Source organism: Parasediminibacterium schistidii (assembly GCF_046546515.1).
Taxonomy (GTDB): domain Bacteria; phylum Bacteroidota; class Bacteroidia; order Chitinophagales; family Chitinophagaceae; genus Parasediminibacterium.
In genome coordinates, this window is sequence record NZ_JBKHKJ010000021.1 from 61,084 (window position 1) to 74,857 (window position 13,774).

General features: G+C 42.8%; 9 protein-coding genes. 1 reads left to right on the forward strand and 8 read right to left on the reverse strand.

What is annotated here, in order from left to right:
- Positions 1–19 precede the first annotated feature (19 nt).
- From ACHFIY_RS12860 to ACHFIY_RS12895, 8 genes are all read right to left on the reverse strand, one after another.
- Positions 20–2,029 carry a T9SS type A sorting domain-containing protein gene (locus ACHFIY_RS12860; RefSeq protein WP_410846508.1) on the reverse strand — a complete coding sequence of 670 codons (2,010 nt, stop codon included), beginning with the start codon at positions 2,027–2,029 and terminating at the stop codon, positions 20–22.
- A gap of 430 nt (positions 2,030–2,459) precedes the next feature.
- A complete protein-coding gene (locus ACHFIY_RS12865; protein WP_410846509.1) occupies positions 2,460–3,608 on the reverse strand; it encodes a cytochrome-c peroxidase in 1,149 nt (382 codons plus the stop codon).
- A 223-nt stretch (positions 3,609–3,831) separates the two neighbouring features.
- Positions 3,832–4,413: a hypothetical protein gene (locus tag ACHFIY_RS12870; RefSeq protein ID WP_410846510.1), complete on the reverse strand. Its 582-nt coding sequence runs from the start codon at positions 4,411–4,413 to the stop codon at positions 3,832–3,834.
- Between the two features lie 17 nt (positions 4,414–4,430).
- Positions 4,431–5,834, reverse strand: a complete 1,404-nt coding sequence (locus tag ACHFIY_RS12875) for a RagB/SusD family nutrient uptake outer membrane protein (RefSeq protein ID WP_410846511.1) — start codon at positions 5,832–5,834, stop codon at positions 4,431–4,433.
- 91 nt (positions 5,835–5,925) lie between these two features.
- Entirely contained in the window at positions 5,926–9,366 is a 3,441-nt protein-coding gene (locus ACHFIY_RS12880; protein ID WP_410846512.1) for a SusC/RagA family TonB-linked outer membrane protein, read from the reverse strand.
- 336 nt (positions 9,367–9,702) lie between these two features.
- Positions 9,703–10,890, reverse strand: a complete 1,188-nt coding sequence (locus ACHFIY_RS12885) for a FecR family protein (RefSeq protein ID WP_410846513.1) — start codon at positions 10,888–10,890, stop codon at positions 9,703–9,705.
- A gap of 83 nt (positions 10,891–10,973) precedes the next feature.
- On the reverse strand, positions 10,974–11,603 hold the full coding sequence (locus ACHFIY_RS12890) for an RNA polymerase sigma factor (protein ID WP_410846514.1): 630 nt from the start codon (positions 11,601–11,603) through the stop codon (positions 10,974–10,976).
- Positions 11,604–11,966: 363 nt separating this feature from the next.
- Positions 11,967–12,938, reverse strand: a complete 972-nt coding sequence (locus tag ACHFIY_RS12895; protein ID WP_410846515.1) for a hypothetical protein — start codon at positions 12,936–12,938, stop codon at positions 11,967–11,969.
- Positions 12,939–12,980: 42 nt separating this feature from the next.
- On the opposite strand from ACHFIY_RS12895, the gene ACHFIY_RS12900 reads away from it, so the two are divergent.
- Positions 12,981–13,694, forward strand: coding sequence for a ribonuclease H-like domain-containing protein (locus ACHFIY_RS12900; RefSeq protein WP_410846516.1), 714 nt, complete (start codon positions 12,981–12,983; stop codon positions 13,692–13,694).
- The last annotated feature ends 80 nt before the right edge of the window (positions 13,695–13,774 follow it).

Here is a 13,774-nt window from a genome sequence, read left to right on the forward strand (position 1 = left end):
GTGGGATAAATAAAAGTGATTATTGTTTGATGACGAATGTGCTACTGAGTATTTTGCCATCCGCAGAGAACACTTTTAGTAAATAAGTGCCTGCTGAAAGGTTGTTTGTGGCAATTGCTTTTTGTGCAGCCATTCCTTCTACCACTACTTGCTGCTTGTAAGCTTTACCATCTACGCCAATGATACTAATGTTGTAAACTCCTTTGGGACAATTTGTAAACGACACGGTAAGGTGGTTGGCTACTGGGTTGGGGTAAGCTGTGACTGCAACTTTTAAGCTAGTTGCCACAAGGGCTTTTGCCACGCTGGAATATTGGGCATCGGTGCTGTTGCCAATAGATTGCACACGGTAGAAATTAGCCCCAATGTATAGGTTATTGTCAGTAAATGAATAAAAGCCGCTGCCAATAGCTTTTACCTTGCCAATGGCAATGAAGGATAACCCATCGCTACTTTTTTCTACTATATAGCTGTTTACATTTACTTCATTAGCTGTTTGCCATTTAACTGAAACCGTATTATTTACTGAAACAGCAGTAATGCCTACAAACGAAACAGGCAGCAATAAGCCCCCTGCTGGCAATAATTTGCTTGCATATATTTCTGATCCCCCGTTGCGGGTATCTTTCCAGGCAACAATTACATTGTTGGCCTCTACCAGCAAGGCGTTTGGCGTTTGCTGGTTACCTGTGGCATTGCAAACTACATTGCCATCTGCTGCCCAGCCAGTTGCTACTGTGCCAGTGCTTGTAAGCCTTTGCGCATATATATCTGTATTGGTGGAGGTTAGCCTGCTGTCATCCCAAATAATATATGCCCCGTTGCTGCTGTCTGCCAATACTTTTATGCCGGTTGTTACGGCACTTTGTGGCTGCAAGCCAGTTGCCTGGCAAACAGGCACGCCACCCACTACTGCGGTAGTCCATTGTGGCGTTCCATTATTATCAATGCTTTGGGCAAAAATATTACGGTCGCTTACGCCCTTCCGTTGGTCGCTCCATACAATTATATAGCCCCCTGTACCCCCTTTTACAATATATGGGTTGCTTTGGTTGCCTGTAAAGTTGCAAACCAGTACACCATCGGTTGCCCACTGGGCGGCTCCCGAAGAATTTAGCCGCTGGGCATATATATTACCATCTGCCACCGCAGCCCTTTGGTCGCTCCAAGTAACAATAATCCCCCCCGTGCCATCGGCAATTATTTGTGGGGTAAGCTGCTGGTTAACTGCCGAGCAAACAGGCGCACCCGCAGTTGCCCAAAGAATAGCCCCACTGTTGCTGATGCGCTGCGCATAAATGTCAGCATTGGTATTGCCCTGCCTAGGATCCTGCCACACCACAAAAGCACCTTTGCTGCCATCAGGCAGCAACACAGGCGATGTTTGCGATCCTGTTTGGCTTCCATGAAGGCTTATATCTGCAGGCCAAAGGGTAGCCCCGTTGGCAATGTTTATTTTTTGGGCGTACAAATCGCTCGTCCCAGCCCTGTTGTCTCCAAAAACAACTAGCATTTCTGTGCTGCTTAGTAGCAGCGGCGTAGCACCTAGTTTGTTAGATACTTTATTATCTGCTACCGAAAGCCTTACACCATCTTTTGCCCATAGTAGCTTGCCATTGGCATCTACCCGCTGCCCATATACTTCTATGTTGCTATTACCGGGTACAACATGCCTAAAATCTTGCCAAACCAATATGGCACCTCCAGCACTGTCTGCAACAATAACTAGGTTAGACTTAGAAGATATGCTATCGCCCGTAACGTCCGTTACCAACACTTCGCTGGTAAACTTTACTGTGCCATCTGTAAGGATGCGCTGCACATAAATGCTTTTGGAGGCCGAGTCCCTAAAATCTATCCATGCCAAGAACATCCCGCCATTGCCATCGCTTGCAGCTACATTGTTTATTTTGGCCGTAGTTGGCGAATTGCCGCAAATTAGGTTATTGGTAGCCGTGGAATTGGTCCATTGGGCACTGACCCCAATACCAGCCATTAACAACAATACCAAGAGTAATTTTCCTTTCATGCTTTTTTGTTTTATTGTTTGTGAAAAAAAATTTAATTAATTATCCATTCTCTGCAAATCTGCCCGTTATCCATCACCTATACTACCGCTAACCGAAAACAACTTTGCCCATTCGGGAAACATTCAGAAATGCCTGTTGTCGGGCACATAAAACTTTTCCACTTTTGCTTGTAAGATTTTTATAGTAATAATTTGTGCTAAATAACCGACCGATATGTCGTGCCTACGGCACTTTATCCATTCATTTTTTATGTTTCTACCAATATGCCATGCCTACGGTATTTTTTACGACATTTTTACGATGGGCTACACCCATCGCTAACATATAACGCCCTTTCAGGGCTATGTTTTGTTCGTTAAATATTACCCCTTTTAAAATAAAGCCTATCTTACCTACTTGCTATTTTATTGACGACTGACGACTGACCACTCACATCGGGAACTCCTCCGGTATCTTTACCCTTGGTGGCTGGTTGGTGATGCTTTGCAAAAAGGCCAACAACTGCTTTTGCTCAGTTTGGGTGAGGTTCAACTTATGGACAAGGGGCGATGTCTTGGGCAACAAGCTATCCCTAGGCGTACCGAGGTATTTCTTGGGGATAACAGTGGGGTTGCCCTGATTGTAGGTGCTTACAATATCTTTCAACTCTGTAAAGTTGCCATGATGAAACCAAGGGCCGGTTATGCCCACTTCTCTCAGAGAAGGGGTTTTAAATGCCCCAATATCTTTTTTGTTCTTGGTAACATTGTACCTGCCAAGATCCTCATTGACCGTGCCAAAAAGCGTTTGACCATCATTGTGGAACTGGTTGTCGCTGAAAAGGGGACCATTGTGGCAGTTGATACACTTTGCTTTTGTGCGGAACAGGTGCAGGCCTACCACTTCATCATCTGTCAAAGCCTCTTTGTTCCCTTTTACAAAAACATCAAACCTGCTTTTCCTGCTGATTATTGTCCTTTCAAAAGTGGCAATGGCTTTCAATATCCTGTCTAGGTTAACGGTGTCGTCCCCAAAAGCCTCCTTGAACATGGGTTTGTAACCAGCAAAACCTTTTATTCTCTCGGCCATTTCATCTTGATCCATGTTCATTTCCACATGGTCCGCCACGGGGAACCGCGCTTGATCCTCTAGGCTTTTTGCCCTGCCATCCCAAAACAATTTTTGATAAAACCCGATATTGAAAAGTGTCATCACATTGCGTTTGCCCAGCTTTCTATCGTGGCCAAAAGCTACCCTTTTGCCATCGCCCCAGCCCAGTTGGGGGTCGTGGCAGGAGGCACAAGCTATTTGGTTGGAAACAGACAACCGGGGATCGTAGAACAATAACTTGCCCAGTTTTACTTTTTCGGCGTTTGTGGGGTTATTGGCAGGATAAGGAACAGTACCCAGCCTGCCAATTTCTTGGAAGCCAACCACATTGCTGTCTATCTCTGCCTTTGGCCACTTGGTGCTGTCGCCATTGCCATAGATAGCACGAAGCGCTGCAACGTCATAATCGTCATTATTGCTTTTGAAAGATGAGACAGCTACTATACCCAGCACTGCCAGCGCCCCCATTACTAAGTTTATTTTCTTCATATAAAATTATTTGCCCCCGTCCTCCCCTAAAGGGGTGAAATACCCCTATCCCCTAAAGGCGGATTGGAAAGAGCGTTTTTTAAATTTCAATTTTTTACTTCGACGGGTTTTTCCCATTCTCCACTTTTTCTATCCCGATGGGCTACACCCATCGCTAACATATACCGCCCTTTCAGGGCTATTTTCTACTAACACCAACCATTGACTTACGCCTTACGACTAATCACGAAGTAAACCGGTACTTCCTTTTCACATCCTTTGCTCCGCCAATACTGGTTTCGTCGAAAGAAACTTCTATTTCAAAAATCCCAGTGTCGGTATTGTAAGTGCCAGATTGCGTGCTTGGGGATATATAAATAATAAACTTTGTCTTGTCCCTTCGGGTGATGGTTACACCTTGTGGCAGCACCACTACTGTACCCGTTCCAGTAGAGTCTGCACTTTTAGGGATAAATTGAAAGCATTTGGGGATAATGACATTGTAAGTGCCCGAATCTTGGCTGATGCCTTGCTTTGTGTAAATACTATTCATGCCCAACGCATTCGTGCCTTTTCCTGGCACATTGGGATTCATGAAACCAATTTTATCGGGTTCGGCTGTGGAGGTAAAAGAGAAGCTAATAAATTTCATCCACTTACCTGTTGAATCGATATACAATTCAGGATGTGGCGAGTAATATTGTTGGTCTTGAGCCCATGTTTTTCCTAACAAGTTTTTGGCATAAGTAGGCTGAACATCGTATTCTTTTTTGCAGCCGCAAAAAATTACTGTAACCAATAACAACATTAATATCTTATAATTCATATATAATTATTTATTATTTAAAAAATAACCCTTGGGTATGCATAACGCCAATTAGGGTAAGTAAAACTTGCACTGGCGCTGGTGCAGTCTATCCTAACCAAATTCCTTTTCATTCGGCTAATGTCGAAAAACAAGTGGCCTTCGTAGCACAGTTCCCGCCTGCGTTCAGTAAAAATTTCATCCAGCATGGCCTGCTTGGTGGTGGCAGTAAAAAAAGGTGCAGCAGGGTTTGCCCGCTTGCGTATTACATCCAGCAGGGTTGCTGCAGTTGATAGTCCATTTGCGGGGTCTATTTGCACGGCAGCTTCCGCAGCAATAAAATACAGTTCCGAAGCCCTTATTACTTTTATGTTATTAGAACTGTCGAAAGTGCCATAATATTTCTTGCAGAAAGAATAAGTCTTGCTATCAAACACAGTATCTTGATACAAATAATCATGTCCCCTTACATCGGCTGGGTCATATAGCGATAGTAAATCGTTGGTAGCTGCAAATTGCAGGTACAAAGACTTTGGGGCAAACACATTGAAATAATCCCCATAGGAGCCACCTGTGCCAGAGCCAAAAGCTAGTTCAAAAATGCTTTCGCTACTAATGTTCTTTTTGCTCCAAGATGCATTGTAGTTGCTATTAGTGATTAGTGGGTATTTTTTTGAATTAATTAATGCCATGCTAAGTGAGTAGGCTTTTGCATAATCACCTTTGTATAGGCAAACCCTTGCCAGCAAGGCATTTACTGCATCGGGATTCATCCAAGTGCGAGGGCTGCCCGTATTGTATATATCCGTGCTGTTGGCGTAGCGGGCAAGGGCACTGTCAAAATCGTTGATTATTTGTGCATACACTTGCTTCACGGTAGCTGTGTCGTTCAAGGGCGGCAGGCCAAATGTATTTTTGTTTTTGATTACTAAGCCTAAGTGGCTGGCATCGGGCGTATAAGCATAGTTTTGACAAAATACCCTCGATAAATCAAAATAGGCCAGTGCCCTGATGGCATAAGCATCTGCCAGCATCCTGTTTTTCTGGGCAGGAGTGGCATCGGTGGCATATTGTACATTTTCAAGTGCGTTGTTGGTGCTGTAAATAAGCGAATAAGCTTCACTATAAAAACCATCCATATCGCTTGTACCACCCTGGCCAATAAAGTTGTATACATTTGATAACACTGGTTTTTTGGTGTAAGCATATTTTATATTGCCCCCTGTCAATTCAGGGTAGGCATAAAAATCCCTCAGGTAATAGTCCGATGCCTTTAACTTATCGTAGCAGCCCACCATGGCAGTCCTTGCCCCTTCAAAATTGTTGAACACATCAGCCAGCGATGCAACATTGCCCGGCGGTGTTTGCAAAAATTTCCTGCATCCCCCACCCGCCATTGCAATGGCTATTAACAAAGTGATAATGTATAATTTATGTTTCATGATAATAATTGATAATTGATAGCGGATAATTGATAGCTGATAATTGATAATTCCTATTTTGTCAGTTATCAATTATTAATTGTCAATTAAATCACATTCCCATCTTCACCCCCCAAGTAAATGTTTGTGCTTCGGGGAAACTAAATTTGTATTCCCTTATTCCATTTCGGCCCGCAGGCGATTTTTCCTTGTACCAATAATATAAATTGGTGGCGTTGCCATACACCGTGCAGCTTACCCCTTTTAGCTTCCTTACCATGCTTTGCGGCAGGGAATAGGAAAGCGATAGGTTGCTAATTTTTATATACGTATCATCATATACATACCTAGAGGAGTTGCTCACAATCGGGTTACCTAAGCCATTGATACCAGAGGATAACCTAGGTATATTGGCTATGTCGCCCGGTTTCTGCCACCTGTCCAGCAAATTCACGCTTTGGTTTCTGTTTTGCAGGTTGCGCCCATTATTTTCGTTATTGTAATCTATCAACGCTTTTGCCCCGAATGAGTAAATCATGTTCAGGGTTAGTGACACCCCTTCGTAGCTAAAAGAATTGATAAAGCCACCCTGTGCTTTTGGCAACCTGTCACCAAGTGAATAGGCATTGGCCAATGTCCTGTCCAAGTCGGTTGACAATACAACTTTTCCTTCGCTCTTGTCATAAAACTGTTCATAACCCGTTGCTGGGTCTACCCCGGCAAACCGAAAGCCCCAGATTGCAGATGTGCTTACACCTGTCTTCAATACGGAAGCCGCACTATTTTGAGAAGCATAGCGGGTTACGTTGCTAAATACCCTTGTTACTACGTTTTTGTTGTAACCCACGTTCAGTGTACTTGTCCACTTGAATTTCCCCGTGAATATCTGGGCAATAAACCCTGCATCCCAGCCCCTGTTGCGCATGTCGGCCACATTGGCCAGCTCGCTGTTAAAGCCATTTTCAGGTGGTATGCTGATGGAGTTGATGGCATTTTTGAGGTTATTTTCATATATGTCTAACGAAAAGGTAAACCGCTTTAGGAACCCAATGTCTATCCCTGTGTTTTGCTTGTAGCCAGCCTCCCAAGTAAGGTCGGGGTTTGGCGCCGTGCTAATGTAGGAAGTAACCATATCGTTGTAGCCCTTCCCGTTAAAAGTGTAAATACCCCTGGCTTCATAGCTGCCTATGCGGCTATTGCCCGTTTTACCATAGCTCTCACGCACCCGCAGCATGTCTAGCCAATTGTATCGATTAAACCACTTTTCTTTGCTTAACAGCCAGCCTACGCCCACGCCAGAATTGATGGTTTGGTTAACATCGTTCCCAAAAATACTGGCTGCATCTAGCCTAGTGCTGAGGCTAACAAAATATTTGCCATCGTAGTTGTAAAGCAACTGGCTAAAATAAGAATAGGTATTGGCTTTGTTTTTAGACGAAGCTGGGATCCCAGATTTTGCCGTGCTTAGTTCTATCAGCCTAGTATAAGTAAAGCCAGATCCAGAACCGCCTAACAACTTGGTGTCCTCGCTCTTGGCTTCAAACCCAGCCGTTAAATCGAAATTGTGTATTTTTTTATAAGTGGGCGACCAGTTTACTTGGTCAGTATTAATCCAGCTAAAATTAGTGCGGTCAGTAATTTGTGCAGACCCATTTTTACTGGCACCCGTGGCATTGCCAGCACTTGAGAATTGGCTTTGCCTGTTTAGCAAGGCATCAACGCCCCAAAGGGTACTGAAATGCAAGTTTTTAAACGGGGAATACTCTAGGCGTGTGTTGCCATTTAGGGAGCCGCCCGTAGCATAGTCCTTGTTTTGGGCTATTACTGCTATTGGGTTTGCTACCCCTAGGTTAGCAAAGGAGAAAAAAGTGCCGTCAGCATTATAAACAGGCGCATTTGGCGTTATGGGTACTAGCCCGTATACGTTCACGCCATTTTTATGCGTGAGCGAGGGGGCAAGGGTAATCCCCAAGGAAAATTTTTTGCTTATGGCATGATCTAACCGGAAACGGACATAAATTTTTTCATAATCGTTCCCTTTTTGGATGGCTTGCTGTTTTTTATAAGAGCTAGAAACCCTGAACTGTGTAACATCGTTGCCGCCAGCCAAGTCTAGGTCTACAGCATCGTAAGTGCTATACCTATTGGCTAGTTCAAACCATGGCGTATTGATATCGCTGGCACCCGCCAACAGTTCTGCATCGGCAGGGGTTTTCCTATCGTTTATCAGTTCTTCCCTTAACAAATCGTGGTATTGCTTGCCATCTAGCCATTTTATTTTATTAATGCTTTGTGCCCATCCATTGCTATAATGCACGTTCAGTTTTGTTTTACCAGCCTTTCCTTTTTTTGTAGTGATAATTACCACGCCATTGCTAGCATTAGAACCATAAATGGAAGCAGCGGCTGCATCTTTTAATATAGAAATGCTTTCAATGTCATTGGGATTAATGCCAGCCAAAGGGTTCAGTAATTGCTCGTTGTTGATAAACATTAGCGGCTCGTCTGTACGTCTCTGCTCCATAATGGGTACGCCATCCACCACAAACAAAGGCTGCGAGGATGTGGTAAGTGTAGTCCTGTTAGCACCATACAAGTTCGTTAGGGAATTTTGCCCCCGTATATTGATGGTTACTGGCGTACCTAAATCGGTATTTGTTACTACCTGCACGCCTGCCGCCATGCCTTCCAGCATTTTGTCGAAACTTTCAATAGGCCTGTCTGTTTGCAACTGCTTTGATGAAACGGTTACAATGCTGCCCGTTACTTCTTCTTTGCGCTTGGGCTTGCTATAACTATTGGTAACCACCACATCTGTTAGGGCCTGTATATTTTTGGCTAGGGTAATGTCTATGTTTTTATGCCCGCTGATGCGATATTCGTATTTGTTGTACCCAACATAAGAAAACACTAAGAAGCCCTGCGACATTTCCTGCGGCGTAAGGCTAAGGGTGAACTCGCCTGCTGCATTGGTTATGGCTGCTTTTTTGCTATTGCCTTTTAGTATGATGTATGCCCCTTGCAAAGGGTCGCCATTTTCGCCAAACACATGGCCTTTTATTTCCACAGTAGGCGGGGCAAACAACTGGGCAGAAATATTTTCGAGGAAAGAAGGCTTTTTGCTTAGCACAATAGTTTTGTTTTCAATGGCATAAACAAAAGGCTGGCCTTTAACCAATATGTCCATTACCTGCTCTACCGATGCAGCTTTTATGTCTAGGCTCACGAGTTTTGCATCCTGCAACAGGGCATAATCGTAAAACAAAAGGTAGCCGCTCTGTGCCTTTATGCTGGACAATACTTTTTCTACCGGCAAGTTTTTACCAGAAAAAGTAATTTTTTGGGAGAATGCTTTTGCAGATACCTGTAGTGTAGAAACCAATAATAATAAGGTTACCATCTTCATAATCAAGGCACATTTTGTGGCGAGCCCTCCTATAGCAGGCATATAATTGCTTTTTCCGCTTGTTGGTGCAACCCTGAGGTTGCTTAGAAAAAACTTTGTACACCCTTTTATAAAGGATAAGATGCCATTGGAAACAATTAATTCCATAAATTTGAAACACTTGGGTTTAATGATAGATAAATGCCTTTACTCGGTTTTTGTTATTGTTTCCCATTCCGCCGGGGGCAGCTGCAATTTGCTCCCGGTTTTTTTGTGTTTTCAACACATTCTTTTTTTTACCACATAGACACATAGGCACATAGTAGGGAAAGAAAAAAGAGGGAACATAGAAGCCGCCTCTACCATATACCTTTTTACACATAAGCTATTTTCATCTTTCTATTATTCACCTATTCATCTAAGGTGGAGGACAAACCATGATACTATGTTGCCCTTCTTTCTTACCCAATCTCCTATGAGCCTATGTTTCTATGTGGTGAAAATTCATTCAAGCACTATCACTTTTTTACCCTCTATCTTAAAGTGTATGCCGCTCAATTCCAATATTTTTAGTGCCTGTGCTAGGCTAGAAGCCCTATTCATTTCGCCTACAAAAAGGCTGGTGGGCAGTTTTCCTTCGAAGCTTACCTCCACGTCGTACCAACGGGCTATTTGCCGCATGATGGTTTGCACGCCTGCTTTGTCAAAAAAGAAATACCCGTTTTTCCAGGCCAGTTCCTGATCCATATTGGCATCTGCTACAGTGAAATTATTTTGCTGCAAACTCGCCACTTTACTAGGCACTAGCAATTGGGTGGCACTGCCATTGGTAAGTTTTACCGACCCCTCGGCTAAAGTTGTTTTAATAGCCGCCTCATCATTGTAAGCCATCACGTTAAAGTGCGTGCCCAGCACCCGCACATCCATTTCTTTTACATGCACAATAAATGGCTTTTCCGCATTTTTGGCCACTTCAAAATAGGCTTCGCCCGTAAGGGTTACCTCACGGCTATTGCCGCTAAAGGCAATTGGGAACCGTAGGGAACTTTCTGCATTCAGCCACACTTTGCTGCCATCGGGCAGGGCAAGCTGGTACTGGCCGCCACGGGGCGTGGCCACTGAATTGTAAATAACCCCAAAATCGGTATTGCTAGCACTGCCATTATATGTTAGTTCATGCCCTTGCTTGTTGATGCTTACACCTGCTTGTTTTTTTATAGTGCCGTTGCCGGTTTCGTCCAAAGCAACCTTGCTGCCATCGCCCAAAGTCAAAATAGCTTTGTTGCTGCCGGGGGCTACGTCGTTTTTATACCTTTTTTCTATAGATGCTAACGGGGGTGCTGAAAAAAAAGTTGACTTAAATACATAAGCCCCACCAATAAACAATATAAAAATAGCGGCTACAGAAAGCCAGCGGCGCGTAGTGTAGTATTTCCCAATGTGTTGAGGGGCAGGGTTGGCGGCGGCTAAATCCGCTAAGTCTAGCCTTGCCTCTATTTTATGGGTTAGTTGTCGAAAATTGTCGTTTGGGTCAGGCTGATTGCGGAGGCTTTGGTAATAAATGTCCAATATTTCACTTACTTCCACATAAGTAGCAGATGCCATCCATGCCTCAAAAGCCTGCACGGTAGCTTCGCTACAATCATCCTTCACCAACAAGGGTATCAATGCCTTTACTTCCGCAACATCCATGATTATTGTCTTTGGAAATAATAGACAATTGCCGGGAAAGAAAAGACACCCCCTATCTTATATTTTTTTAAAAATTATATATATTATAGCTTCCATTTGGCATAAAACAATGCAACAATTAGCCACTCGGCATTATCATGCAGATATTGTTTAATATATTCCTTGGCAGTATATAATTGCTGTTTTACCCTCGATTTGGATATGGCTAGCTGCCCTGCAATTTCATCTAGCGAAAGCCCTCCCTGCGTGCTGAGTAAAAAAACCTCCCTGCGTTTCTCGGGCAAATTGTTGATGGCTTTCAGGGCAGTGGCGTGGTATTCGGCATATTGCAGGTGCTTTTCGGTGTTGGTATGCGCACTGTCCTGCGTATGCCCAAAATTTTGGTGCAGCCTTTTTTTAAAGTCTTGGTGCTTTATCAGGTTCAGCAATTTGTTTTTGGCTATTTTGTAAACATATTTCTCAAAAGAATTAACGGCCACCAATGTTTCCTTTTTTTCCCATATAATTAAAAAAACTTCTTGCAGTATCTCCTCCGTTGTTTCGTGCGACTGCCTGGTGAACCTATAAATATATTTGTATAGTATGGGGAGGTAGTGGCTATATAGTGTGGTATATGCCTCCCTGCTGCCCTGCGACACTTGCTGCAATAGCAGCCTTTCTTCCCTGTCGGGGAAGGGCAACGGATTATCAGAACCTGTACTATTTAGAGGCATATTAAAACATGGGGACTTGTAAAGTAGCAAGATTTTTTCAAATAAGAAGTTACAATTTTACCAAATAGGTAAAAAAACACATCGTTATAAGGAAAACCACTTTTTATCACTCGTTCATTTTTGCTATGTAGGGTTACCAAGTTGTTATCTAACAAGTTGCGGCTATATTAGTTTGGGGCTTAAAAAATATTAGCCTTGATTAAGATGCATTGCTAATATCTATTATATTTGACTATGCCCCTCCTTTGGGATTATTTATTGTAGTTAAGGAGCGTGTTTAAGCGTGCTTGTATTCCATAAAAAAAGCAGCCCTATACAGGCTGCTCTTTTTCCACAGGTTATATTTATATTTTCCTAATTCACTTAGCTAAACAAACCACCTTTCTTCAAGGTTTTAACGCCTTCGCCAATTTTAAAGCCGTTGTTATATATAATGATGGTGTAGTTGCCTGTTTGGTACTTGCCGTCTTCTTTCTGCCAGTCGAAACTTACAGGCGTGCGTTTGCCTTGCTCGTAGTTTACTTCTTTTTTGCTCGTATAGGGTATGGCACCGTCGCTGCGCGTAGTAAAAGTGGCGCCATCTGTTATAGGCTTGCCATCAGGACCAGTAACACAGATGTACAATTCTTTAGTGCCGCTTGGGGAAATCATATTCTCGTCCAAATCAAACGTAAAACGAAGGAAATCTGCTTTTTTTGCGGTAGAAGTTTGCTTTTCTTTGCCGCTATGTTTTTTGTCAATAGCTAGTATAGACAAGTTAGATGCGTGCAGCGTAGAGGCAATGTCTTCCACGTTCCTTTTAGCAGCTTCTGTTGCGCTCAGGTTTGCTTGCAGGTTTTGCTTTTGTGCAGTAAGGCTGTCTTTATCCGTTGATAATTGTGTATTTGTAGTGGTCAACTGCTGGTTTTCGCCTTTTAGCTTTTCATTTTCAGCAAACAAGCCATCTATTTTGCCATTCAGTTCTGCAATCATGGCTTTGGCATGTTTCAATTCTGCAGATGTTGCATTTTTGTCGTTTAGTATTTTGCTGATGTTTTCTTTCAGGTTCAGTATGTCTGCATTTTGCGAAGCCAAAGCACCCTGCATTTTAGTGTTTGCACTGGAAAAAGAATCTAATTTAGAGCTGGCATTGTTAAAAGCCATTTGAATGGAATCTTTCTCGCTGCTTACATACATAATCTGGGTGTCTTTTTGCCCAAGCATTTCCTTAGTTTTACTTTTATCGTAGATAATGTATCCCCAAGTACCCAATAGTAAAATAGTCAAGATAGCATAAACAATATTACGATTGTCTGTTGGCGGGGTTTGCGGCGTATCCGCTGGTGTGTAGCTCATATTAATTGTTTTTAAAGTTAATAAAAATTGAATATTAAAAAAATGTTGGATAATTTATTGTTGCTCGATATAGAAACCGTGCCTGGCGTAGAAAGCTATGAATCGTTATCGCCTGACTGGCAGGTACTCTGGTGGGATAAAATTTCTAAAACCGTGCCAGAAAATATTTCACCGACAGAAAGCTATCGGCAAAAAGCAGGTATTCTAGCAGAATTTGGCAAGATTATTTGCATTTCCACGGCCTATTTTTATGATGATGAGCAGAAAAAAACGTGCTTGAAAGTAAAAAGCATTTATGGGAATGATGAAAAGGAATTACTGACAACATTTACGAAATTGTGCAACAAAATGTACAACCGCAACCAATATTTTCAATTTGCAGGGCATAATATCCGTGAATTCGACATTCCCTATATATGCAGGCGGATGGTAATAAACAACTTGCCGCTGCCGGAATACCTTCAATTTCACGAGAAGAAACCTTGGGAAGTAAAAATGTTCGACACCCTTACTTGGTGGAAATTTGGCGACCATAAAAATTATATATCCCTGCATCTTTTAGCAAATATTTTACACATACCCACTTCTAAAACAGATATGGACGGCAGCATGGTTCAGCAGGTATATTACAAAGACAAGGATGTGCGCCGCATTGCCGACTATTGCGAAAGGGATGTGGTGGCTACTGCCAATATTATTCTAAGGTTTCAAAATTTGCCGATACTGGAAGAAGGGAAGGTGGTTATAGTGGCGTAGGGGTTGTTTTGAGTTTTAGGTTTTAAGTTTTGATTAGTGTTTGCTGCCTCAAGCTTTTGGGGTGTGCGCCTTCTTAAAGT